Annotated in this window: 19 protein-coding genes and 2 tRNA genes; 15 read left to right on the top strand and 6 right to left on the bottom strand. The window is 55.5% G+C overall.

The genetic code is table 11. The annotated features are described in order from the left end of the window. Nucleotides 1-2: 2 nt before the first annotated feature. From pilW to der, 7 genes are all read left to right on the top strand, one after another. A complete protein-coding gene (gene pilW, locus AC0B60_RS13410) occupies nucleotides 3-785 on the top strand; it encodes a type IV pilus biogenesis/stability protein PilW (RefSeq protein WP_465086371.1) in 783 nt (260 codons plus the stop codon). Continuing rightward, nucleotides 775-1,833, top strand: a complete 1,059-nt coding sequence (locus tag AC0B60_RS13405; protein WP_465086318.1) for a RodZ domain-containing protein — start codon at nucleotides 775-777, stop codon at nucleotides 1,831-1,833. Before pilW ends, AC0B60_RS13405 begins: the two co-directional genes overlap by 11 nt. Nucleotides 1,834-1,867: 34 nt before the next feature. Beyond that, nucleotides 1,868-2,986, top strand: a complete 1,119-nt coding sequence (ispG, locus tag AC0B60_RS13400) for a flavodoxin-dependent (E)-4-hydroxy-3-methylbut-2-enyl-diphosphate synthase (RefSeq protein WP_465086317.1) — start codon at nucleotides 1,868-1,870, stop codon at nucleotides 2,984-2,986. A gap of 67 nt (nucleotides 2,987-3,053) precedes the next feature. After that, complete coding sequence (hisS, locus tag AC0B60_RS13395) at nucleotides 3,054-4,307, top strand: histidine--tRNA ligase (protein WP_465086370.1); 1,254 nt, start codon at nucleotides 3,054-3,056, stop codon at nucleotides 4,305-4,307. Between the two features lie 50 nt (nucleotides 4,308-4,357). Beyond that, nucleotides 4,358-5,014 (top strand): YfgM family protein, encoded by a 657-nt coding sequence (locus tag AC0B60_RS13390; protein ID WP_465086316.1) that lies wholly within the window; start codon nucleotides 4,358-4,360, stop codon nucleotides 5,012-5,014. Continuing rightward, nucleotides 5,014-6,186: an outer membrane protein assembly factor BamB gene (gene bamB / locus AC0B60_RS13385; RefSeq protein WP_465086315.1), complete on the top strand. Its 1,173-nt coding sequence runs from the start codon at nucleotides 5,014-5,016 to the stop codon at nucleotides 6,184-6,186. Before AC0B60_RS13390 ends, bamB begins: the two co-directional genes overlap by 1 nt. Before the next feature lie 62 nt (nucleotides 6,187-6,248). Then, nucleotides 6,249-7,673: a ribosome biogenesis GTPase Der gene (gene der, locus AC0B60_RS13380; protein ID WP_465086314.1), complete on the top strand. Its 1,425-nt coding sequence runs from the start codon at nucleotides 6,249-6,251 to the stop codon at nucleotides 7,671-7,673. 35 nt (nucleotides 7,674-7,708) lie between these two features. On the opposite strand, the gene AC0B60_RS13375 is transcribed toward der, so the two are convergent. The 4 genes from AC0B60_RS13375 to AC0B60_RS13360 all read right to left on the bottom strand — a co-directional run bounded on the left by AC0B60_RS13375 (nucleotide 7,709) and on the right by AC0B60_RS13360 (nucleotide 11,850). Then, nucleotides 7,709-10,123, bottom strand: coding sequence for a bifunctional diguanylate cyclase/phosphodiesterase (locus tag AC0B60_RS13375; RefSeq protein WP_465086313.1), 2,415 nt, complete (start codon nucleotides 10,121-10,123; stop codon nucleotides 7,709-7,711). A gap of 222 nt (nucleotides 10,124-10,345) precedes the next feature. Continuing rightward, nucleotides 10,346-10,421: transfer RNA gene (locus tag AC0B60_RS13370), tRNA-Glu, on the bottom strand. Nucleotides 10,422-10,513: 92 nt separating this feature from the next. Further along, nucleotides 10,514-11,419: a TIGR01777 family oxidoreductase gene (locus AC0B60_RS13365; protein ID WP_465086312.1), complete on the bottom strand. Its 906-nt coding sequence runs from the start codon at nucleotides 11,417-11,419 to the stop codon at nucleotides 10,514-10,516. Nucleotides 11,420-11,463: 44 nt separating this feature from the next. Further along, nucleotides 11,464-11,850: a sirohydrochlorin chelatase gene (locus tag AC0B60_RS13360; RefSeq protein ID WP_465086311.1), complete on the bottom strand. Its 387-nt coding sequence runs from the start codon at nucleotides 11,848-11,850 to the stop codon at nucleotides 11,464-11,466. A gap of 96 nt (nucleotides 11,851-11,946) precedes the next feature. Between AC0B60_RS13360 and AC0B60_RS13355 the strand changes: the two genes are divergently transcribed. The 6 genes from AC0B60_RS13355 (at nucleotide 11,947) to AC0B60_RS13330 (ending at nucleotide 17,155) form a co-directional block, all read left to right on the top strand. After that, nucleotides 11,947-12,549: a DUF924 family protein gene (locus tag AC0B60_RS13355; RefSeq protein ID WP_465086310.1), complete on the top strand. Its 603-nt coding sequence runs from the start codon at nucleotides 11,947-11,949 to the stop codon at nucleotides 12,547-12,549. Between the two features lie 161 nt (nucleotides 12,550-12,710). Then, entirely contained in the window at nucleotides 12,711-13,454 is a 744-nt protein-coding gene (locus tag AC0B60_RS13350) for a TetR/AcrR family transcriptional regulator (protein ID WP_465086309.1), read from the top strand. Between the two features lie 77 nt (nucleotides 13,455-13,531). Then, nucleotides 13,532-13,607, top strand: a tRNA-Gly gene (locus tag AC0B60_RS13345). 140 nt (nucleotides 13,608-13,747) lie between these two features. After that, nucleotides 13,748-14,557: an MOSC domain-containing protein gene (locus AC0B60_RS13340; protein WP_465086308.1), complete on the top strand. Its 810-nt coding sequence runs from the start codon at nucleotides 13,748-13,750 to the stop codon at nucleotides 14,555-14,557. 1 nt (nucleotide 14,558) lies between these two features. Beyond that, the gene (locus tag AC0B60_RS13335; RefSeq protein ID WP_465086307.1) at nucleotides 14,559-16,487 is read left to right on the top strand and encodes an ATP-binding cassette domain-containing protein; all 1,929 of its coding nucleotides are present in this window, start codon (nucleotides 14,559-14,561) and stop codon (nucleotides 16,485-16,487) included. Then, a complete protein-coding gene (locus tag AC0B60_RS13330; protein ID WP_465086306.1) occupies nucleotides 16,484-17,155 on the top strand; it encodes a DUF6901 family protein in 672 nt (223 codons plus the stop codon). The genes AC0B60_RS13335 and AC0B60_RS13330 overlap by 4 nt, the downstream gene beginning before the upstream one ends. A gap of 21 nt (nucleotides 17,156-17,176) precedes the next feature. Here the strand turns inward: AC0B60_RS13330 and AC0B60_RS13325 are convergent, their stop codons facing one another. Then, entirely contained in the window at nucleotides 17,177-17,608 is a 432-nt protein-coding gene (locus AC0B60_RS13325) for a universal stress protein (protein ID WP_465086305.1), read from the bottom strand. Between the two features lie 157 nt (nucleotides 17,609-17,765). Continuing rightward, nucleotides 17,766-18,581 carry a hypothetical protein gene (locus AC0B60_RS13320; RefSeq protein ID WP_465086304.1) on the bottom strand — a complete coding sequence of 272 codons (816 nt, stop codon included), beginning with the start codon at nucleotides 18,579-18,581 and terminating at the stop codon, nucleotides 17,766-17,768. 447 nt (nucleotides 18,582-19,028) lie between these two features. On the opposite strand from AC0B60_RS13320, the gene fadB reads away from it, so the two are divergent. Together fadB and fadA are read left to right on the top strand one after the other, a co-directional pair. Beyond that, entirely contained in the window at nucleotides 19,029-21,176 is a 2,148-nt protein-coding gene (gene fadB, locus AC0B60_RS13315) for a fatty acid oxidation complex subunit alpha FadB (RefSeq protein WP_465086303.1), read from the top strand. A 33-nt stretch (nucleotides 21,177-21,209) separates the two neighbouring features. After that, nucleotides 21,210-22,385: an acetyl-CoA C-acyltransferase FadA gene (gene fadA, locus AC0B60_RS13310; RefSeq protein ID WP_465086302.1), complete on the top strand. Its 1,176-nt coding sequence runs from the start codon at nucleotides 21,210-21,212 to the stop codon at nucleotides 22,383-22,385. Nucleotides 22,386-22,420 lie beyond the last annotated feature (35 nt).

Raw genomic sequence — 22,420 nt, 5'->3', positions numbered from 1 at the left:
GGATGCGGGCCGCGCTTGTCGTTGCATTGCTGGCGATGTTTGTCGCAGGGTGTGTGACCAATACCGATAGTCGTTTTGCCCGGGAGGCGGATCGCGACAAGGCCGTCAAGAATTATGTCCAGTTAGGAACAGCCTATATTGGTCAGAATAACCTGGAAAGAGCCCGACACCATCTTAAACGGGCGCTTGAATTGGCCCCCGATGACCCTGGAGCATTGGCGGCTATGGGGTTGATTTATAACGCCGAGGGTGAGCCGGAACTCGCTGAGCAGTCGTTCAGGGAATCACTCGACAGTGATCAGGGTTATACCCGTGGGCGCGTTTATTACGGGGCGTTCCTGTATGGCGCGGGCCGGTTTGAGGATTCCCGCGAACAGTTCCTCGCGGCGTCCAGGGATACGTCCTACAACGACAGGGCATCCGTGTTCTTCAATCTTGGATTGACAGAAGAAAGGATTGGCAACCTTGAGGGCGCTACGACGGCGTATCGGCGCGCAGTTGAGTTATCCCGTGGTGATGCAAAGTCACTGCTCGCGCTGTCACGGACGTTGGTCGAATCCGGAGAGCATCAGGCCGCCTCTCGTCATTACGGCCGCCTGATGACGCTGATGCAACGGAACCAGAATCTCCGCCATTCTCCTGAAAGCCTCTATACGGGTATTTGCATTGCCCGGCATCTGGGCGACAGGAACCGGGAATCGAGTCTCGGACTTCTGCTGAAGAACAATTTTCCAAACTCTGTCGAATACCAACAATACAGGGTGATGACATCCAATGGACAGTGATGACGCACAACAACCGTCGGGCCTGAGTGAACCCACGGGCCAACTGCTCAAACGTGCGCGTGAGCAGAAGGGGCTCAGTATTTCCGCTGTGGCCGATGCCCAACATCTCCGTCCGGCGGTGATACAGGCGATCGAAGACGGAAACTATGAACAGATTGACAGTGAACTGTTCCTTAAAGGCTATGTCAGAACCTATGCGCGGCAGGTTGATCTTGATCCGGATGCGGTGATCGCCACGCTGGATGAGGAACTGGAACCGCTGCGGCAACAGAAAGTGCAGGCTGAAGAAGCCAATCCGCTGATTGATATTGAGCGTCGCAGACGGCGAAAGCGCCGCGTTGCGAAGTTTCTGCTTCTCCTTCTGGCCATCGCGGTGATCGCGTTTCTCGCATTGCGTTTCATGGGCGAATTGGACGGTATTGCAGGCGATACGGCGGAACCGACTGTTTCCTCGGAACCGGACGCATCCAAGCAGCCTGAACCGTCCGAACAGTTGGCATCGATGAACGAAACTGTCGATGCCGAGTCACCTGAGTCTGAAACCGACGAGGCGACCGATAGCCCTGCCGATCCGGTTGATGAACCACCGGTCGTTGAGGACAATAACGAGTTGACAGGAATACCTGAGGAATCTCAGGTGAATGAGCAGGTGTCTGGTTCGCCGGCCCCTACGGCCGTGGACGATTCCGCTCCTGAGTCTCAGCCGGCTGTCGATGTGGTCGATGAGAGCCGGGTTCCGGTGGTTACGAGTGAGCCGGAACCATCATTTCAGGAAAGCGCACAGCCAACGGCAACCGTCGGCAGCGGCCGCCTGGAAATGACATTCAGTGATGAGTGCTGGGTTCAGGTAACCGATTCGGCGGGCACTCGCCTGGTGGGTTCCCTGCAACGGGATGGTGACAGGGTTAATGTATCAGGCAGGCTGCCCATCGATGTTGTTGTCGGCGCAGTCGATGCCATCGAATCCATAAGATTTGATGGGCAACAGATTGATCTTTCCGATTACCGGGTCGTCAACAACCGAGCAGAATTCACGCTGGATATCTGAACGTTTCGAACCCTCTTTGCGGTTAGCAGGCTATATGAATCAGGAATCTCCGATCAAAAGACGAAAATCACGCCAGATAATGGTGGGCGATGTTCCCGTGGGTGGCGATGCGCCCATTGCGGTCCAGAGCATGACCAACACTAACACCTGCGACGTGGATGCAACCGTCGGCCAGATCCGTGACCTGCAAGAGGCAGGGGCCGACATTGTGCGGGTTTCCGTGCCTACGATGGATGCTGCGGAAGCGTTTGGCAAGATTCGCTCCATGGTGTCGGTGCCATTGGTGGCTGACATCCACTTTGATCACCGGATTGCTCTGCGGGTGGCGGAACTGGGTGTTGATTGTCTTCGTATCAACCCGGGTAATATCGGTCGGGATGACCGTGTCAGCGCCGTGATCAGCGCCGCGCGGGATGGCAATATTCCGATTCGTATTGGCGTCAACGCGGGCTCGCTGGAAAAGGCATTGCAACGTAAGTACGGGGAACCGACACCCGAAGCTCTGGTTGAGTCGGCCATGCGCCATATCGACATTCTCGACCGTCATGATTTTCAGGACTTCAAGGTGAGCCTGAAGGCCTCAGAAGTTTTCATGACGGTAGCGGCATATCGTCAGATTGCTGCACAGATAGAACAACCCCTGCATCTGGGTATTACCGAGGCTGGTGGCTTTCGCTCCGGGACAGTGAAGTCCTCTGTTGGCCTGGGCATGCTGCTGATGGACGGCATTGGAGATACCATCAGAGTATCGCTCGCGGCAGACCCGGTGCAGGAAATCAAGGTCGGCTTCGATATTCTCAAAAGCTTGCGCCTGCGCAGCCGGGGTATCAATTTCGTCGCGTGCCCAAGCTGCTCACGCCAGAATTTCGATGTCATCCAGACCATGAATGACCTTGAGGCTCGCCTGGAAGATGTGAACGAGTCCCTGGATGTGGCCATCATCGGCTGTATCGTAAACGGGCCGGGTGAGGCCAAGGTTGCTGATCTGGGCCTGACTGGTGGTAGCCCGAAGAACCTGTTCTATGCATCGGGCAAGCCCAATCAGAAACTCGACAATGCCAACCTGACCGACGACCTGGAACGGCTGATCCGTGAAGAAGTGGCCCGTCGCAAGGAAAAGGAAGAAGCGATCATTACCCGCTCGGCCGACTGAGAGCAGATCGTCAAATCATTGAAACAGATAAGGTAGTAACTTGGCTAAGATCCAGGCAATCCGCGGGATGAACGATATCCTGCCAGAGCAGACGCCGGTGTGGCAGTTTGTGGAAGACACGGTCAGGAAAGTACTTTCCCAGTACGGTTATCAGGAAATTCGCATGCCGGTGGTTGAGCAGACTGACCTGTTCAAACGCTCTATTGGCGAAGTGACGGATATCGTTGAGAAGGAGATGTACACCTTTGAGGATCGCAACGGCGACAGCCTGACCCTGCGCCCCGAAGGTACGGCCGGCTGCGTGCGTGCCGCCGAAGAGCACGGTCTGCTTTATAACCAGACCCGCCGGCTTTGGTACACAGGCCCCATGTTTCGTCATGAACGCCCCCAGAAAGGCCGTTACCGTCAGTTTCACCAGATCGGCGTGGAATGCTTCGGCATGTCGGGCCCGGATGTTGATGCTGAGCTCCTCGTGTTGACGGCCCGGCTCTGGCGCGCGCTCGGGCTGACTGAACACACCCGCCTGGAAATCAATTCCATAGGTACATCCGCTGCCCGACGTGAATACCGCGAGGCGCTGGTCGCGTACCTCTCGGATTTCCATGAGCAGTTGGACGAAGACAGCCAACGGCGTCTTGGCTCGAACCCGCTACGCATTCTGGACAGCAAGAACCCGGACACACAGAAGCTTCTGGTGGACGCGCCTCGTCTGGATGAATACCTCGACGATGAGTCGCGGGATCATTTTCGGCAGTTGCGCTCGCTGCTGGACGCGGCTGGCATCGAGTACACAGTGAATCCAAAGCTGGTTCGCGGGCTCGACTATTATGGCAAAACCGTATTCGAGTGGATTACAGACAGCCTGGGTGCCCAGGGGACAATATGTGCCGGTGGTCGCTACGATGGGCTGGTGGAGCAGTTGGGAGGCAAGCCAACGGTTGCGGTCGGTTTCGCCATGGGGCTCGAACGACTGATTCTGTTGCTGGAAACGCTTAACCTTGTGCCAGACAGTGCCAATGGCAATGTCGATGTGTATGTTGCGGCTATGGGTGAACCCACCGTGGCACCTGCATTGGCGCTGGGTGAAGCCCTTCGCGACGCCTTGCCGGGCGTGACGGTTATGGGGCACTGTGGTGGCGGCAGTTTTAAGAGTCAGATGAAAAAGGCTGATCGCAGTGGCGCCCGTTACGCGATCATTCTGGGTGAGAATGAGGTTGCCAACGGGACGGCCAGCCTTAAGCCGTTACGGTCAGACGAGGCGCAACAAGAGGTTGCCCAGGTCGAGCTGGCCGCGACACTTGAAGGATTGCTTGGCCGCTGATGGCGCGCCGACGAGTTACAGCATAATAATCATCTATTGCAGGAGTCATCATGGCTGAAATGCGTACTGAGGAAGAAACGGTCCAGGCAATCAAGGACTGGTGGAAGAAGAATGGCAGCTCGCTCCTGATCGGCGTCGGTGCGGCGCTGGCTATTGTTTTCGGATGGCAGGCCTGGCAGAACCATCAAATGCAGCAGCGTACGGAAGCTGCCTCCCAGTTTGCAGAGCTGATCAATGCCTATAGCGATGAGACCGACGAAAATCGAGCTGATACCGTTGCCTATGTGGCCGAAAACCTGCGAGAAGAATACAGCGACAGTGCCTTTGCCATCTACGGCATGCTAATGCTTGCTCGCCAGCAGGTTATGGACCAGGGCGATCCGGAAGGGGCGATCGAATCCTTGAGCTGGGCACAGGAAAAAGCCGGCGAAAGCGGAGCGTTGGCGCTGGTTATTCGTAACCGCCTGGCTCGCGCTCAATTCGCCGCGGAACAGTACGAGGATGCTTTGGCGACCATTGAGAGTACGGACAATAACGGCAGTTTCGGCGCTATTTTTACCGAACTTAAAGGTGACATCCTGCTGGCCCAGGGTAACCGTGAGGGTGCTCGTGAGGCGTATCTGGCGGCCCGTGAGCTGAACCAGCAGGGGCGTAGTGGTATTCTTGAGCTCAAATTATCCGACCTTGGTGTTGAGGAGGGAGCCTGATGCCTTGGTTGGTTAACGGGCATACAAGGCTCCTTTCGCTTGCAGGTATGCTGACACTGGCCGTCCTGGCAGGATGTAGCACCAGTGATACCTTTGAGCAGCCTGCACCGGTTCCAGAGATTTCGTCCAGCGTTGGGCTTGAGCCTGTCTGGAGTATGGATGTTGGGGACGGGCATGATGACAAGTTCTTGTATCTTGCCCCTCTGAACACCGGCGACCGGCTGTATGCTGCATCGGCCGCTGGTGAGGTTTATGCCATCGCGTCCGAAAACGGCGAGGTATTCTGGTTCCGGGATCTTGACGAAGAAATCAGTGCTGGCGTTGGTGGCGATCAAGGAAACCTGTACCTGGTTACCCGTGATGCTGAACTGATGGCCCTGTCGCGCGAGGATGGATCCTCGCTTTGGCAGCAGCCTTTGCCCAACGAGGCGTTGGCATCCCCCCAATCCAACGGACGCCTGGTGGTGGCCCAGACCATTGATGGCAAGGTACTGGCATTTGACACTGCTACCGGGGAGCAGGCATGGCAATACGATAGTGATGTCCCAGTCCTGTCCATACGTGCAGCAGCATCGCCTCTTGTCGGGGCAGACCTGGTGCTGGCCTCACTGGCCAACGGTAAGTTAATGGCGATCTCCACGGAGACTGGTCAGCCTGTTTGGCAGTATGAAGTCGGTCAGCCGCAGGGCCGTACCGAACTGGAGCGGCTTGTTGATGTAGCCGGTGAGCCACTGATTCTGGAAAGCGCAGCGATGATTGTGGGCTATCAGGGCAAGCTTGCGCTGGTTGACCTTCAAACCGGACAGGAAATCTGGAGTCGTTCTGCCTCCAGCCTGCAGTCACCAATGATCGGCAACGGTAATATTTTTGTCGCTGGTGCCAACGGCGATATCACGGCCTACCGCGGTTCCGATCGTCGCGAGCTGTGGGTTCAGGACCGGTTGTCCTGGCGGCAGCCAACGCAACCGGTTGTCTATGAGGATTACCTGTTGATTGGTGATTTCGAGGGATACATTCATATGTTGTCGTTGGAAGACGGCAGCCTGGTGGGTCAGCTTGAATTTGACGACGAGGGCCTGCGGGTACCTTTCCAGCGCCTGCAGAACGGTAACCTTCTTGTGTATGGCAATAGCGGTAAACTGTCTGTATTGAAACTCCGGACGCTCGACTGAGTGCTCCTTTCCGGCCCTATCGCTGTGAAGCGCGGGCCCTGTTTAACGTGTAGCGAAAGATTATGACCCCTGTAATTGCTCTTGTCGGGCGCCCCAACGTGGGCAAATCGACACTGTTTAACCAAATGACGCGGTCCCGGGATGCGCTTGTAGCGGATTTCCCCGGTTTAACCCGCGATCGTAAATACGGTGAGGGCAATTACGAAGGGCAGCGCTTTATCGTGATTGATACCGGCGGCCTGACTGGGGATGAGGAAGGTCTGGACGCAGAGATGGCTCGCCAGTCCATGCAGGCTGTCGAGGAAGCAGACATTGTTCTGTTTCTGGTAGACGGCAAGGCCGGCCTCAATGGCGGCGATGAACTGATCGCTGCCCATCTGCGCAAGACCGGCAAGCGGGCACATCTGGTGGTCAACAAGACTGATGGCCAGGACCCCGACATTGCCGCTTCCGATTTCTACGGACTGGGTTTCGAGTCCACCTATCTGATTGCAGCCTCTCACAACCGGGGCATTCGCTCCATGCTGGAAGAATTGCTGCCGTCCGAGGAAGAGCGTGAAGCACAGGATCGTGCCGATCGCTATCCGGGCATACGCATTGGTATTGTCGGGCGGCCGAACGTGGGTAAGTCAACATTGGTCAACCGTATGCTCGGGGAAGATCGGGTGATCGTCTATGACATGCCCGGCACCACCCGGGACAGTGTTTACATCCCGTTTGAACGCATGGATAACCAGTACACACTGATCGATACAGCCGGTGTGCGCCGGCGCAAGAACGTCAGTGAAGTGGTGGAGAAGTTTTCCATCATCAAGACCCTTCAGGCCATTGACGATGCCCATGTGGTCATCCTGGTTATCGATGCCCGTGAAGGGTTGGTGGACCAGGACCTGCATCTGATTGGCTTCGTTCTGGATGCTGGCCGCTCTCTGGTGATTGCCATCAATAAGTGGGACGGCATGGACCCGGAGGACCGCGCCAAGGTAAAAGAGCAGGTCCAGCGCCGCCTGGATTTCCTGGATTATGCGGACAAGCACTATATATCCGCACTCCACGGTTCGGGCGTGGGCGTAATGTACGATTCGGTTCATGACTGCTATGAGTCAGCGATGGCAAAGTGGCCGACCAATCGCCTGACGGCCATCCTTCAGGATGCTACGGAGCAACACCAGCCGCCACTTGTGCAGGGACGCCGAATAAAACTGCGATACGCCCACCAGGGCGGGTCCAACCCGCCAGTGATTGTCGTGCATGGAAACCAGACTGACGCACTGCCAGGGGCGTACAAGCGTTATCTGGAAAATACCTTCCGTAAGGTGCTGAAGGTTAATGGTTCCCCCATTCGCTTCGAGTTCCGTTCCAGTGAGAACCCGTTCGCTAACAAGGTTAGCCGGTTGACGCCGCGTCAGAAGGTTAAGCAGGACAATGACCTGAAGAAAGGGCGACCCGTGCGGAAGAAAGCGCGAATGAAGAGCAAGAAGCGCTGAGCCGATCCGTCAGGCCAGCGACCGTCGGTGTCGGATCAAAGGGCGCGATGATTGGTCTTTAGCCACTCCTGAAACTCGTTTTCAGGCAGGGGCCTGCTGTAGAAATAGCCTTGTGAATAGTCGCAGCCTTCGTGTTGCAGGAAGTGTGTCTGGGCTTCTTCCTCCACGCCTTCTGCAATCACACGCAAGCCAAGACTGTGGGCCATGTTGATGATGGCCTTCACCAGTGAGGCGTCCTCCCGTACTTTCATCACATCCTGAACAAAGGATTTGTCGATCTTCAGGGTATCGAAAGGGTAGCTCTTGAGGTAGCTGAGCGCCGAGTACCCGGTACCGAAATCGTCGACTGACAGGCGAATGCCGGATTGATCAAGTTGCCGCAGGATATCGGCGGTTTCTATGGTGTTGTCAAGGATCAGTCGCTCAGTGATCTCCAGTTCGAGTTGCTGGGGGGGCAAGCCGCTGGCTTTGAGTGCATTCATGACTGTATCGACAAAGCCCGGATCCCTGAACTGCCTGGGTGATACGTTGACTGAAATGCCGATGTCAGTGCCAGTGGATTCTTTCCAGCGTATGGCCGCCAGGCAGGCTTCCTGTAACACCCATTCGCCAATAGGCGTTATCAGACCGGTTTCTTCCGCCAGGGGGATAAACCGGTCGGGCATGACCATGCCCATACCCGGGTTGTTCCAGCGCAGCAGGGCTTCGGCAGAGCACAGTTGGCCGGATTCGGTGCGAACAATGGGCTGGTAGTAGAGTTCAAACTCTTTTTGCTCCAGGGCCCGGCGCATCAGCGATTCCATCTGCAGCCGTTCATGGGAGACTTCCGTCATTTCCGGGGCAAAGTTGGCGTAGGCACTTTTGCCCTTGTGTTTGGCCTGGTACATGGCGGCATCAGCGTGTTGAAGCAGGGTGCCGCTGTTGTCGGAATCGTTCGGGAAAATGGAGATGCCGATGCTGGTGGTAACAAACACTTCCTGGCCATTAAGCAGGTAAGGAGGGGCAAAGGTCTTGAGGATACGCTCTGCAACCTGGGACGTCGCCTCGGGCCCCGTCAGGCCGGGCAATATCACCAGGAACTCATCACCGCCAAGCCTGGCGACGGTGCTTGTACCCCGCAGACAGCTGGAAATCCGTCTTGCGGCTTCTATCAGCAGGTTATCGCCGGCGTCGTGCCCGAGGGTATCGTTAATGTGCTTGAAGTTGTCCAGGTCGAGAAACATCACGCCAACCAGGGAGCTTTCCCGTCTTGCTTGTGCCAGGGCCAGTTTCAGGCGGTCGAGGGCGAGCATCCTGTTGGGAAGCCCGGTCAGGATATCGTAGTTGGCCTGTCTGAGAAGTTGTTGCTCGTAGCGCTTTCGGATACTGATATCTTCGCCAAGGATCAAATAACCCGTGGCATCGCCCTTCGAATTTTTGATGGGGGTTACGATCAGTTGTTCCCAGAAGCGCTCACCGTTCTTGCGAACACTGTTAATTTCACCCTGCCAGACACCCACCCGTTGAACCTGAAGCCGGATGGATTGCCACAGTTGGCGGTTTTCTCGATGGGCCTGTGCATCCTCTGACAACACGCCCGGGTGTTTTCCGGCGATGGCGGCGGCGGCGTAGCCGGTGAGCTGGCTGAACTTCTGATTAGCGTATTCGATACGCCACTGGCGATCACAAATCAGCACCGATGAAGGGCTTTGCTCAATAGCCTTGGAGAATTTGCGGATTTCCTGAGCATCGCGCTCCTGTCGCTCCAGGTCGTCGTTGAGACGTTCCCGCATCTGGTTAATGGCGACGGTGACCTGGGCTAGTTCGTCATTTCGATTCAACTGGGTGTCCGGCCGATCCAGTTCAAGTGGGTTTGCCAGGTTGTTGAGGGAGAAGTTGCGGGCGTAGTTGGCCATGGTGGTCAGGTGCCGCGCAATGAAGTGTTGGAAAATCCAGATGATCAGGATCGAAACGAAAAACGTCTTCAGAAACTGGGTGGCCAGCACCAGCACGACTTTCTGGCGCATGTCCGAGAACACGCGTCTCAGATCAGCGGTAATGGTCAACTGACCAAGACTGAACATTTCATCGCCCTGGTGGGTGAGCTTGAACGTATGGCTGGTTGTCTGGGCATCGCGAGGGATTTCGCCCATCACCAGTTCGGAATCCGGTTCGATCTTGAGGCGTAGATGGACTATGTCGGGCAGGCTGAGTATGCCTTCGAGCTGAGTCTGGAGGAGTTTCTGGTCCAGCGCCCAAAGGCTGCGGGCCAGGCTGGAGGTATAGCCGGTTTCGACCACCATCATGCGCCTGTCGATCTGCGACAGATCCTTACGGTAATCCGAGTATATCTGGATAGCCGATGAGATGAGCGTGAATACCGAGCTGAACAACAGGATGTATGCGAGCAGCCTGAAGGACAGGGGGGACCCGGTTCGAAATCGTTGCAGGCGAGTCAGCAGTTTTTGCATGTCCTATACTTCGGCCACCCTGGGAGGTTTCAGAGAGAATGGTCAGACGGTGTTCTCAGGACTATAGCAGCAGTTTCTTGCAAATGCCTCGCAAATGCAGGAAAAACCGGGAGAAATGTGTCACTGTTCAGGGTTTGTTAATGTCTTGGGGGTGGGTAGCGTTCGGAGAGAGTGTGACACCTGCGCGTGCAGGGCAGAAGTACTAAACAGAAGCTGTAAAAATGGCGTCCCCTAGGGGGTTCGAACCCCTGTTGCCGCCGTGAAAGGGCGGAGTCCTAGGCCACTAGACGAAGGGGACGCATCGCTTCAAAAGCTTGCCTCGTCGAGGTGGCGCGTATATTAAGTAAGGCGATGCGGGCTGTCAAACAGTTTTTGAAAAAAAACAAAGCCTCAGTATCTTACCGAATCCGCCAGGGCTGGGCTCAAATCCGGATACTGGAAACGAAACCCTTCGGCTTGGAGTTTTTCAGGTATGGCCATTTGCCCGGTAAGTAACAATCGGGACATTTCCCCCAGCGCCAATTTAAGGGCCGGGCTCGGTGCCGGGAAAATGGCTGGCCGCCCCAAAACGCCGGCCAGGCACTTTGTAAACTGCCGATTGGTGACCGGGTTGGGGCTGACGACGTTATAGGGGCCTTTGGCCTTCTCGGATTCGATCATCCAGATAAGCGCTGCAACCACGTCGTCCCGATGAACCCAAGGCATGAACTGTTCGCCATCGCCAAGCCGTCCACCGAGCCCCAGGCGGAAGGGTAGAAGCATACGCTGAAGGAAACCGCCGCCTGAGCCAGCAACAATACCCGTCCGTGACAGACACACGCGTACGCCATCGGCCTCCAGGCTCAGAGCTTCCTGTTCCCAGTCACGGCACATGCGATGAGTGAATTCGTCATGGGGCGAAGTTTGTTCGGTTACGCGTTCACGGCCTTGGTCGCCGTAGAATCCCACTGCAGAACCCGACACCAACACGCGCGGAAGTGACTCCCAGCTCCTTATGACGTTTGCCAAGAGGTTAGTCAGGCGGATACGGCTGTCCCGAAGTTCCTGTTTACGGCTATCGGACCAACGTTTATCCGCTATGCCTTCGCCAGCCAGGTTTATGACGGTATCGAACCCTGGATGACTTCGCAGCAGCTCGAGATCTCCCACCACCTCCACACGACCACATAGAGCCTGAACGTTTGCCGTGGACTGCCTGCTGAAAACGGTAGGTGCGAAGCCCTTGCTGATCAGTTGTTGGCACAATGGTTGACCAATGAAACCGGTGCCACCTGTGATCAAAATCCGATTGTCCATTGCTGCTCGCTCCCGGGTCAGTTATTGATATTCGTCGGCGGTGGTTATGCTGACTGCTTTTGGCTGTCGAGTTCATGGATCACTACGTCACGAATGGCCTTCCCAAGTTCGGGATTCTCCCCGATTGGTGGTGCAAGCGTAATGCTGACGTCGTACTGGGCCTGTAGATCTTCAATCATCGCGGGAACGTCTTTTCTGAGATGACGGCCCGCCGCCAGGAAAAGCGGCACGACGGTATACAGCCGGATGCCTTTACTCGCTCCCTCGTTGATGACGGAGTCGAGGGAGGGCTCTGCCAATTCCATGTAGGCAATGCGGGATTCTGGCACGGACTCCAGTGTGGGGGTTGCCAACGCTTCGAATGTCCGACACCAGCGCTGATCGCTGCTTCCATGGGCAAGTAGGATTATTCGGGGGGCTTCTCCGTTCATAGTGTCTCCTGATATGAATAAAAGCAGGGATAGTGATGTAAAGTGTAGCAGTCGCGGGCCTGCCACCGTGCTGCTTAATGACTATAGGATGGGTATATGTTCGATTGGAAAGAGATTCTGGATTTCTGGTTCGGCGAACTTGATGAGCAGGGCCTGCCGGACAGCTTTCACAGGAATCGTTGGTTCCGTTCCACGCGCGCCTTTGACCAGGAAATCCGACGACGTTTCCTCTCGATGGTACTTTTCGCTTCGGAGGACGGGTTGCGGCACTGGCGCAAGACGGCCGGTGGGGCGCTTGCAGAGATCATCCTGCTGGATCAGTTCACGCGAAATATTCATCGGAGCGGAGCGCTGGCATTTTCCAATGACCGGTTGTCAGTAAAGCTCTGTAAAGCAGCCATGCGGGATGGCCAGGACATGGAGTTGCCCCCAGTTAAGCGGGGCTTCCTCTATATGCCGCTACAACACTCAGAGAAGCGCGAGGATCAGGAGCTGTCTGTGGAGTGTTATTCGCAGTTGGCCGCCGCCACGGATGGCATTACCGGAGATTTCATGGAGAGTTTCCTGCAATCCGCGCGTGACCACCGGGATATCATCCACCAGTTCGGCCGCTTTCCACACCGCAACCAGGCATTGAAACGCTCCTCGAGCCCGGAAGAGCAAGCCTACTTGACTAACGGTAAGCGCTTCGGCCAATAAATGTCTCCAAATCCTTTCAACAGACCGGAACTGCCAAGCCCATCAAGGTTTCATGGCGCCTTATGCGGCAGAATTTACAAAAACTAACAAGAATCAGGCCTCCCTGCGCTGGTCTCAGGGCAATTGCAGGTGGTCGGCGATCGAAACAAGGAAAACCAGCCATGGGGCAGTTACAGAACCCCGGACTCCAGGGGCACAGTGAGCTGCCGGAGAACCGATTACTTCGGCAGTCGATTCGCTACAGCGGACGCAAGACCTTGCGGGCCAAGAGCGAGCTAAGGCGCCTTGAAATCCTGGAAGCAACTCTTCGTATAGCGGCCCGGGACGGTTTGCGAGGTATCAAGCACCGGGCTGTAGCGCGGGAAGCCAAAGTACCTCTGGCAGCCACCACCTATTACTTCCGCGATATTCATGAGTTGATTAGTGACTCCTTCATGCTTTTTGCCGAAAAAGCCCGGAGTAATCTCGATGGGTTTTATGACACCATCAACCTGGTACTGGATACCATCCCTGCAGAAACCCTACGCCGCAGTGGTCCTCAACGGAGAGAGCTGGCGACGCGGTTATCGGTGATATCGACGGCCTACCTCTATGAGCAGTTTACAAAGCGCAGGCAGCAGGTGCTGGCTGAGCAGGTGTTCCTGATGGAGGCATTAAGGGATGGTCGTCTGGCGGGCCTGGCGAGAAGTTATCGTGAAGCCTGGACTGCAGGCCTGAGACAGATATTGGAGCGGCTGGATTCGCCATCACCGGAGAGAGACGCAGCACTGCTTGTGAATGTCACCCTGGGTATGGGGTATGACTCTTTGCTTAACGATCAGCGGGTGGATTACCGTGCATTGTCCGAGACCGTTTCGCGGGTGATCGGGTTGGCGTTAGGCGAGCAGGAGATTCTACCGGCCTGAATATCCGGATGAAAAAGGCACCGAAAAAGTAGTTGACGAACCAGGATGAATCCGTAGAATACGCGTCCGTTGATCAAGCGGGAATAGCTCAGTTGGTAGAGCACAACCTTGCCAAGGTTGGGGTCGCGAGTTCGAATCTCGTTTCCCGCTCCAGATTCTTAAAACCCGGTCTTTTCGAGAGAAAAGGCCGGGTTTTTCATTTTTAGTCAGCAAGCCACAGTCTTCACACCTTGTTCTCGGTTATACTGCCAGGCCATATTGAATGCCTTGTCGTCAGTGTTTCGGGAGCGCCCATGCAGGTACATTCGTTGTATGTCTATCCGGTCAAATCCCTGGCCGGAATCCAGGTTTCTTCATTCCACCTGGACGAGTTCGGCCCGGCCGATGACCGCCGCTGGATGATCGTTGATTCCGAGCGCGAGTTCGTCACCCAGCGAAGCAATCCAGAACTCGCGATGATAAAAACCCGGCTGGAATCAGGACAGGTCTTTGTTGATATACCGGGGGAGGGTGAGTTTCCGTTGCTGCCGGATACCGGGGAGTGCCGTGTCAGAGTCTGGCGGGACTGGGCGAAAGCGGTCTACGGAGAGGACCGCGCATCTGCTGCGCTGTCCCGCTATTGTGGCGAGGTATTTCGCTTTGTTTTTATGCCCGACGAAACCTTCCGCCGCGTTGATGCTAGCCGGGTTACCGAGTATCGTCGTGTCAGCTTTGCCGATGGTTTTCCATTCCTGATCACCAATCTTGCGTCTCTTGAAGAGCTGAATTCACGCCTCGATTCAGCCATCGATATGCGACGGTTCCGGCCGAACATTGTTGTTGAGGGCGCGGGGGCCTGGGATGAGGACGGCTGGACATCTGCACGTATCGGAGACACGGCGTTCTCACTGGTAAAGCCTTGTTCCCGCTGCGTTATGACCACCGTGGACCCGGACCGAGGCGTCAAGTCTGGAGATTTGCAGCCTTTAAGAATGCTCGGAACCTATAGGCGGACCTCTGACGGCGTCATTTTCGGAATGAACGCCATTCATGAATCGGACGGGGCCATCCACGTCGGCGACCCGATTACCCTTGAAACAACTGCCACAACGGAGAATCAGTAACGTGCCATTGTTAACGCTGGATGCCGTATCCCTTGCTTTTGGTATGCAGCCATTGCTCGATCAAGCCTCTATGACCATTGAGGCGGGCGAACGTGTGTGTCTTCTTGGCAGGAATGGCGAAGGGAAATCCACATTACTGAAGATCGTCAGCGGTGAGGTAACGGCGGACGGTGGCGTTGTCCGGCTGGACGACGGTGCAATCCTGTCGGTGTTGCCCCAGAATCTACCAGTCAATGATACTCGGACCGCCTACGAGGCTGTTTCCGGTGCTTTCCCGGAAACCGGGGAATTGCTTGCGGAGTTTCATCGGCTCTCCCAGACAGCGGATGAGGCCAGTCTGGACCGGTTGATGAAAGTGCAGGAGCGCCTTGAGGCTCTGGACGGCTGGCGCCTGGACCAGAAAGTCGGCGCCATCCTTGAGCAATACGGCATTGATCCGGAGCGTTGCCTGAACACGCTATCCGGCGGCTGGCAGCGACGTGTTCTGTTGGCGCGTGCTCTGGTGACCGAGCCGGATATCCTGTTGCTTGATGAGCCTACCAATCACCTGGATGTACCTGCTATTGCCTGGCTTGAAGAGGCTCTTGGTCAGTTCCGTGGCGCGATTCTTTTTGTCAGTCACGACCGTGCATTTATTCGCCGTATGGCCACGCGGATCGTGGAACTGGACCGCGGGCATCTGGTGAGTTTCGCAGCCACGTATGATCGTTATCTGGACCTCAAAGAAAAGGCTCTGGAGGAGGAAGATCGCCAGAATGCGTTGTTCGATAAGCGGTTAAAGCAGGAAGAAGCGTGGATACGCCAGGGGATCAAGGCCCGAAGAACCCGCAATATGGGCCGGGTGAGGGCGCTCAAGGCCATGCGTGAGGAGCGGCAGCAACGCCGCGAACGAGGCGGAACCGCGAGCTTTTCGGTCGAAGACGCCGCCCGTTCCGGGAAGCTGGTCGTGGAAGCCAGTGATGCCGGATTTGCCTATCCTGATGGTACTGCGGTTATTCGCGACATGAACATGACTGTCCTTAGGGGCGACAAGATTGGTCTTGTTGGCGAGAATGGTACCGGGAAGACCACCCTGGTCCGGCTGATGTTGGGCGATCTGAAGGCCACGGATGGCAGGATCCGCCTCGGCACTAATTTGCAGATTGCATACTTTGACCAGCTTCGCGGTGAGCTCGACCTTGAACGCAATGCGCTGGACAACCTGTCCGAGGGCCGGGAATTCATCGAAATCAACGGCCAGAGCAAGCATGTACTGGGTTATCTGCAGGAATTCCTGTTCAGTCCCGAACGGGCGCGCTCTCCTGTGCGTGTCTTTTCTGGTGGTGAGCGTGCGCGCCTGCTTCTGGCCAAGCTCTTCAGCAAGCCGGCCAATATTCTGGTGCTGGATGAGCCAACCAATGATCTGGATGTGGAAACCCTGGAGTTACTGGAATCCCGGCTGGTGGAGTTTGCCGGTACTGTGATCGTTATCAGCCACGACCGCGAGTTCCTCGATAACGTCGCCACTGATACGGTGTTCCTCGACGGCTCCGGTAAAGTCGCGGAGTTTGTTGGTGGGTATACCGATTGGCGGAGGCAGGGTGGTCGGTTTCCTTCCGAGGGGGTAAGCCGGAAGGCCACCAAGCCGCCCAAGAACCAGAACCCCGTTCCTGAAAAAAGGCCGGAAGCGCCCGCCGTGGCGGACACCAAAAAAACAAAAGCCGTAAAACTTAGCTACAAACTGAAGCTTGAACTGGAAAAACTTCCGGGCCAGATTGAAGAGCTGGAGGCGGAGCTGGAAAAGCTTCAGGAGCAGATTTCTGATCCGGAATTCTACTCTGGGCCGGCTGAGAGCGTATCTTCGACCTTGGCGGAGTTGGGGGATAAGGAAGCTCGTCTGGAGAAAGTCATCGAGCGCTGGATGGAGCTGGAAGAACAGGCGAATCAATGAATGTAACGTATCGCTTCAGATTTGAAGACAAACGTTCCGAGACTTTTAAAGTAACGGACCGGCCGGCTGAATGGACGGGCAACCTGCCAAGCTGGACAAAGTTGGAGCACTGCCAATGCTCCAACTGCCCTCTGAAAGCGTCAGAATCGCCGCGATGCCCCGCCGCCGTTGAAATGCTTCCGGTTGTGAACGCGTTTCAGGCGGAGGATGCCTATCAGAAGGTGAATGTTGAGGTTGCAGACGACCGCAGGAATTACTCCAAGGATACCACGCTCGAGGAAGCCCTGAGGTCATTGCTGGGACTGAAAATGGCGACAAGCGGGTGTCCGGTGTTGTCCGAACTAAAGTCGATGGCCGTGCATCACTTACCGTTCGCAAGTAATGATGAGTTCATCATGCGGAGTGTGTCTCACTACCTTCTGCAGCAGTACCTGGCGAAACGCAACCATCAGGAGCCTGACTGGGAGCTAAGCGGACTGGTGGAGAGAAATCAACGTCTACAGTTGGTCAACCAGGCATTATGGCAGCGCATCCATTCGGTATGCGAGGGGGACAGTAACCTGAAGGCATTGCTAAACTTCTTCTCAATGGCCTCAAGTGTGAGCTTTTCCCTGGAGAGTCAGCTTCGTAAACTGGAAGCAAAAATGAAAGGCGACGGCGCCGTCTGAGGCGCCGCGACCATAGTCCGGCTACTGGATGCGGATAGCAAGGACATCACAGACGGTGCCGTGCAACACACCGTTAGCGGTTGACCCCAGAAGCAGCTGGAACCCTTTGCGACCGTGGCTTCCGACAATGACCAAGTCCACATTCTGCTCTTCCGATAGCCGATGGATTTCAGATTCAGGACGCCCCACAGTCACTATCTGATTGTCTTTGCCAACGTTGTACTTCTCACCGTACCCGGCGAGCTGTTCCTTTGCAGCCTTGTCCAGTTGATCCTGCAGTTCCGTCAGGTCCATGGGAATGTCGCCCCCATAGGCATAGCCGACTGGCTCGACCACGTGTACAAGCATCAACTCGGCACCGTGGGCTTTGCTTATTTCGATGGCCTTATTGAGTACCTGGGGGGCCTCTTCGGTCAAATCGATTGCCACCAGTACCTTCTTATAGATCGACATCGCATCGCTCCTTCGCGGATGGGGTCAAACTCTTGGTGCGCCAAAGCAGTACCTTGTCTCATAAGTGTAAACCAACACTGACAGGTATCAATAGTTGACTGGAAAGGTAAAAGAAAGAGTTGGCTGGGGCTACAAATCGCCCCAACCGGTATGGATGTCAGGCATTTTCGCGCAGCAGGCCGATGGTTGTTTCCAGGCCCCGGAGAATACCTTTGGAATAGCGGTCGATCACAAACGCAACGTTGTTGTCGTTATAGTTGATGTAGGAGCCGCGGATGAACTCCCACTTGGAGGTCAGGTCGTCCAGAGCGGCTTTGAGTGGGCCCTGAGTGCCGCCTTCAGTGATCTGTGACAGCAAGGAGTCAAACTGCTTTGCCTGCTCGTCAAGAGGAATGTCGTTGGAAGAGCCCTGGAAAGTCTGTGCTACTGATGAGTGGGTGCGGGCAGAGTACTTGGCCATCATCTGTGCCATAGTCACTGCCGCCGAGCGTGCGGCTTCAACTCTCTGGGCGGTTGCGATTTCAGTGCTTTCACGGGCAATCGCGTACATCTCCGAAGCCACTTGGTTCATCAGCAGCGCCTGGTTCGCCATATCGGACATCAGGCGCAGATCGGGATAGCCGGTGTTGCGCACGTCGTTGATGTTGCTCCGCATCAGATCCTTGAACTTGTCGAACTCCACGTTGAGGCTTTCAACCTGTGCTTCGGATAATACGCCGGCAGTGCTGCCCGCGACCGAGTTCATGGATTCGTTGGCGGCATTTATACTGGCAACAATTTTGTTCAGGGTTTCAGTATCGCCGCTTGCGCTAAACCGATAGTAGGCATCCAGCGCCATGTAGTTGTTGACCCGGAAATTGTGCAGGTCCGAAAGAAAGCCGTCGCCTTCCTGGGCGCGGACCGTAAAAGAGGTGATCAGCAACAGTACAAGCGCCGTTACCAGGGAGCTTACCCGCAAGCGAGCGTCTTTCATCGGATGGGTCTCCGTTAAGGCTGTTTTATTATTGTGGACTAAAGTCTTAGGCTGAAGGTAAAGTAACTCTGCCGACCAATCAAGTTGTTTTAAGGGGCGGGACGGGAGTAAATGTAAACAAATTTAAAATTTACGTGATATACCTCCCGTTTTGCATCAATACCCTGAACTACATGCTTGATAAACAACAATTCCATTCGCCTCTTGATGCCTTTCGGCTGTCCATTTAGAGGTAGGTCGGATTGATTCTTCCAGAAACAAATTGACAAACGAGCCGTTTTTTTTCATCGTGTCACACCACGATTCAAACGACTGTATGAATTTTTGGATCGCTTGATCGGGTAGTGATTGAAATTAGTGACCGAAATCTCGCTGCATCAGCGGTCGCCTTGCGAAACGCTTGTGCGGCTGTTTTAGCAGTTCCAAACACAGACTGGAGATCAGTTGATGATTTACGAAGGTAAAGCCATCACGGTTAAAGAGATCGAAGGCGGGATCGCTCAGTTGAACTTTGACTTGCAGGGCGAGTCAGTCAACAAGTTCAACCGTCTCACGATTGAAGAGCTCCGCGCCGCGACTGACAAGCTGGAAGCACAGAAGGGCCTCAAGGGCCTGGTGGTAACCAGCTCCAAGGACAGCTTTATTGTTGGCGCCGACATTACAGAATTCACCGAGCTGTTTGCTGGGCCGGAAGAAGATCTGGTTGCCAACAACCTCAAGGCCAACGAAGTATTCAGTGCTATCGAAGACCTGCCTTTCCCCACGGTTACCGCCATTAACGGTATGGCTCTCGGTGGTGGCTTCGAGATGTGCCTGGCTACCGATTACCGGGTGATGGACAAGAAAGCCAAAGTAGGGCTTCCGGAAGTCAAGCTGGGTATTTTTCCTGGCTTTGGCGGTACTGTTCGCCTGTCCCGTCTGGTGGGTGTTGACTACGCGGTTGAGTGGATCTGCGGCGGTACTGAAAACCGTGCCGACAAGGCCCTGAAAGTCGGTGCCGTTGATGCGGTACTTGAGGGTGAAAAGCTGGTAGAGGCCGCCATTGGCATTATCGACCAGTGCAATGAAGGCAAACTGGACTACCAGGCGCGTCGTGAAGAGAAGAAGGGCAAGATCAAGCTGAACGCCATGGAAAGCATGATGGCATTCGAGATCTCCAAGGCGTTCGTAGCCGGCCAGGCTGGCAAGAACTATCCGGCCCCGGTCGAGGCGATCAAGGTCATGCAGAAGCATGCCGGCCTTACCCGTGACAAAGCGATCGAAGTCGAGGCCAAAGGCTTCGCCAAGATGGCCAAGACTAATGTGGCAGCCTGCCTGGTTGGCCTGTTCCTGAACGACCAGGAACTCAAGAAGAAAGCCAAGGCCTGGGAAAAGGAAGCCAATGACGTGAAACTGGCGGCTGTTCTGGGCGCTGGAATCATGGGTGGCGGTGTGGCCTATCAGTCCGCATTGAAGGGTACGCCCATCATCATGAAGGACATCGCCCAGGAAGGTATTGCTCTGGGCCTTAAAGAGGCCAAGAAGCTTCTTTCCAAGCGCGTTGACAAGGGTAAGATGGACGCCAGCAAGATGGCTGACGTTCTGAATAGCATCACACCAACACTCAACTACGGCGACTTCAAGAACGTCGACCTGATTGTTGAGGCCGTTGTTGAGAACCCGAAGGTTAAAGACGCTGTTCTTCGTGAGACCGAGGATAATGTTCGTGAAGACGCCATCCTGACGTCAAACACCTCCACGATTTCCATCGATCTTCTGGCCAAGAACCTGAAGCGTCCGGAAAACTTCTGCGGCATGCACTTCTTTAACCCGGTGCACATGATGCCCCTGGTTGAGGTTATCCGCGGCGAGAAGACCAGTGACAAGGCGATTGCGACCACCGTGGCGTATGCCAAGGCGATGGGCAAGACCCCAATTGTGGTCAACGACTGCCCAGGCTTCCTGGTTAACCGTGTTCTGTTCCCATACTTCGGTGGCTTTGTGAACCTGGTCCGTGACGGTGCTGACTTCCAGCACGTCGACAAGGTGATGGAAAAGTTCGGCTGGCCCATGGGCCCGGCCTATCTGTTGGACGTTGTTGGCATGGACACTGGCAAGCACGCCGGTGAAGTCATGGCCGACGGCTTCCCGGATCGCATGAAGCACGAAGGTACAACAGCCATTGACGTGATGTTCGATAACAACCGTTATGGACAGAAGAACGACAAGGGCTTCTATAAGTATGAGCTGGACCGCAAGGGCAAGCAGAAAAAGGTTGTCGACGAAGAAACCTACAAGCTGCTTGAACCGGTTGTTCAGGGTAAGAACGACTTCAGTGACGAGGATATCATCGCCCGTATGATGCTGCCTTTGTGCCTGGAAACCGTTCGCTGCCTGGAAGACGGCATTGTTGAAGACCCTGCAGACGCCGATATGGGCCTGATCTTCGGTATCGGCTTCCCGCCGTTCCGTGGTGGTGCCCTGCGTTATATCGACGATATGGGTGTCGACAAGTTCGTCGAGCTGGCAGACAAGTTTGCAGATCTTGGTCCTCTGTACCATCCGACCGAGAAGCTGCGTGAAATGGCCAAGACTGGCGAAAAGTTCTTTGGCTAACCCTGAACGAGATTTCCGAACGGAGAAAGATCTATGAGCCTTAATCCGAGAGACGTTGTCGTCGTCGATTGCGTGCGGAGTCCAATGGGTCGTGCCAAGAATGGCTGCTTCCGCAATGTACGTGCGGAAACCCTGTCGGCTGCGCTGATTGAAGCACTGTTTGAGCGCAACCCGAAACTCGACCCGAAAGAAGTTGAAGACGTGATCTGGGGCTGTGTAAACCAGACCAAGGAGCAGGGCTTCAACGTGGCGCGTCAGATTTCACTGCTGACCCGCATCCCGCACGAATCCGCGGCGCAGACCGTCAACCGCTTGTGTGGTTCCGCCATGAGCGCGATCCACACAGCTGCCCAGGCGATTCAGACTGGCAACGGTGACGTGTTCTTCGTTGGTGGTGTTGAGCACATGGGGCACATTCCCATGACTGACGGCTTTGACCACAATCCGGCTGCATCAAAATATTCTGCCAAAGCGTCCAACATGATGGGCCTGACCGCAGAAATGCTGGCCAAGATGCACGGCATTACCCGTGAGCAGCAGGATGAGTTTGGCGCACGTTCACATCGCCTGGCCCATGAAGCCACCCAGGAAGGCCGTTTCAAGAACGAAATCGTGCCAATACAAGGGCATGATGAGAGCGGCTTCGTGAAGCTTATCGAAGAAGACGAAACCATTCGTCCTGAGACCACTGCGGAGTCACTGGGCCAGCTGAAACCGGCCTTTGACCCGAAGAACGGTACAGTCACGGCAGGTACCTCTTCCCAGTTGACTGACGGCGCGGCTGCCATGGTGCTGATGTCGGCGGAGCGCGCTGAAGCACTGGGCCTGAAGCCGATCGCCAAGATTCGCAGCATGGCGGTTGCCGGTTGCGACCCGGCGATTATGGGTTACGGTCCTGTCCCGGCCACCAAAAAGGCGTTGAAGCGTGCAGGCCTGAAAGTCGAAGACATCGACTTCTGGGAGCTGAACGAAGCCTTTGCGGGGCAGTCGCTGCCGGTTCTGAAAGACCTGAAACTGCTGGGCGTGATGGAAGAGAAAGTGAACCTGAACGGTGGCGCGATTGCTCTTGGGCATCCGCTGGGCTGCTCTGGTGCACGTATCTCCACAACCTTGCTCAACGTGATGCAGGCCAAAGGCGGTAAACTTGGTGTTTCTACCATGTGTATCGGCCTGGGGCAGGGCATTGCAACGGTGTGGGAGCGTCTCTGATTCATTGATCAGAATCAGTAACGCTATCTCAGGAG

The organism is Marinobacter sp. V34 (genome assembly GCF_055524115.1).
This window is presented reverse-complemented; position numbering and strand designations above follow the sequence as displayed.

What these genes read in the sequence shown, in the direction of transcription:
- AC0B60_RS13375 (WP_465086313.1), bottom strand. Translation starts at nt 10,123, where the DNA reads ATGCAAAAACTGCTGACTCGCCTGCAACGATTTCGAACCGGGTCCCCC.
- AC0B60_RS13350 (WP_465086309.1), top strand. Translation starts at nt 12,711, where the DNA reads ATGGGGCAGTTACAGAACCCCGGACTCCAGGGGCACAGTGAGCTGCCG.
- ispG (WP_465086317.1), top strand. Translation starts at nt 1,868, where the DNA reads ATGAATCAGGAATCTCCGATCAAAAGACGAAAATCACGCCAGATAATG.
- pilW (WP_465086371.1), top strand. Translation starts at nt 3, where the DNA reads ATGCGGGCCGCGCTTGTCGTTGCATTGCTGGCGATGTTTGTCGCAGGG.
- AC0B60_RS13340 (WP_465086308.1), top strand. Translation starts at nt 13,748, where the DNA reads ATGCAGGTACATTCGTTGTATGTCTATCCGGTCAAATCCCTGGCCGGA.
- AC0B60_RS13360 (WP_465086311.1), bottom strand. Translation starts at nt 11,850, where the DNA reads ATGAACGGAGAAGCCCCCCGAATAATCCTACTTGCCCATGGAAGCAGC.
- hisS (WP_465086370.1), top strand. Translation starts at nt 3,054, where the DNA reads ATGAACGATATCCTGCCAGAGCAGACGCCGGTGTGGCAGTTTGTGGAA.
- AC0B60_RS13320 (WP_465086304.1), bottom strand. Translation starts at nt 18,581, where the DNA reads ATGAAAGACGCTCGCTTGCGGGTAAGCTCCCTGGTAACGGCGCTTGTA.
- AC0B60_RS13365 (WP_465086312.1), bottom strand. Translation starts at nt 11,419, where the DNA reads ATGGACAATCGGATTTTGATCACAGGTGGCACCGGTTTCATTGGTCAA.
- AC0B60_RS13355 (WP_465086310.1), top strand. Translation starts at nt 11,947, where the DNA reads ATGTTCGATTGGAAAGAGATTCTGGATTTCTGGTTCGGCGAACTTGAT.
- der (WP_465086314.1), top strand. Translation starts at nt 6,249, where the DNA reads ATGACCCCTGTAATTGCTCTTGTCGGGCGCCCCAACGTGGGCAAATCG.
- fadB (WP_465086303.1), top strand. Translation starts at nt 19,029, where the DNA reads ATGATTTACGAAGGTAAAGCCATCACGGTTAAAGAGATCGAAGGCGGG.
- AC0B60_RS13390 (WP_465086316.1), top strand. Translation starts at nt 4,358, where the DNA reads ATGGCTGAAATGCGTACTGAGGAAGAAACGGTCCAGGCAATCAAGGAC.
- AC0B60_RS13330 (WP_465086306.1), top strand. Translation starts at nt 16,484, where the DNA reads ATGAATGTAACGTATCGCTTCAGATTTGAAGACAAACGTTCCGAGACT.
- fadA (WP_465086302.1), top strand. Translation starts at nt 21,210, where the DNA reads ATGAGCCTTAATCCGAGAGACGTTGTCGTCGTCGATTGCGTGCGGAGT.
- AC0B60_RS13325 (WP_465086305.1), bottom strand. Translation starts at nt 17,608, where the DNA reads ATGTCGATCTATAAGAAGGTACTGGTGGCAATCGATTTGACCGAAGAG.
- AC0B60_RS13405 (WP_465086318.1), top strand. Translation starts at nt 775, where the DNA reads ATGGACAGTGATGACGCACAACAACCGTCGGGCCTGAGTGAACCCACG.
- bamB (WP_465086315.1), top strand. Translation starts at nt 5,014, where the DNA reads ATGCCTTGGTTGGTTAACGGGCATACAAGGCTCCTTTCGCTTGCAGGT.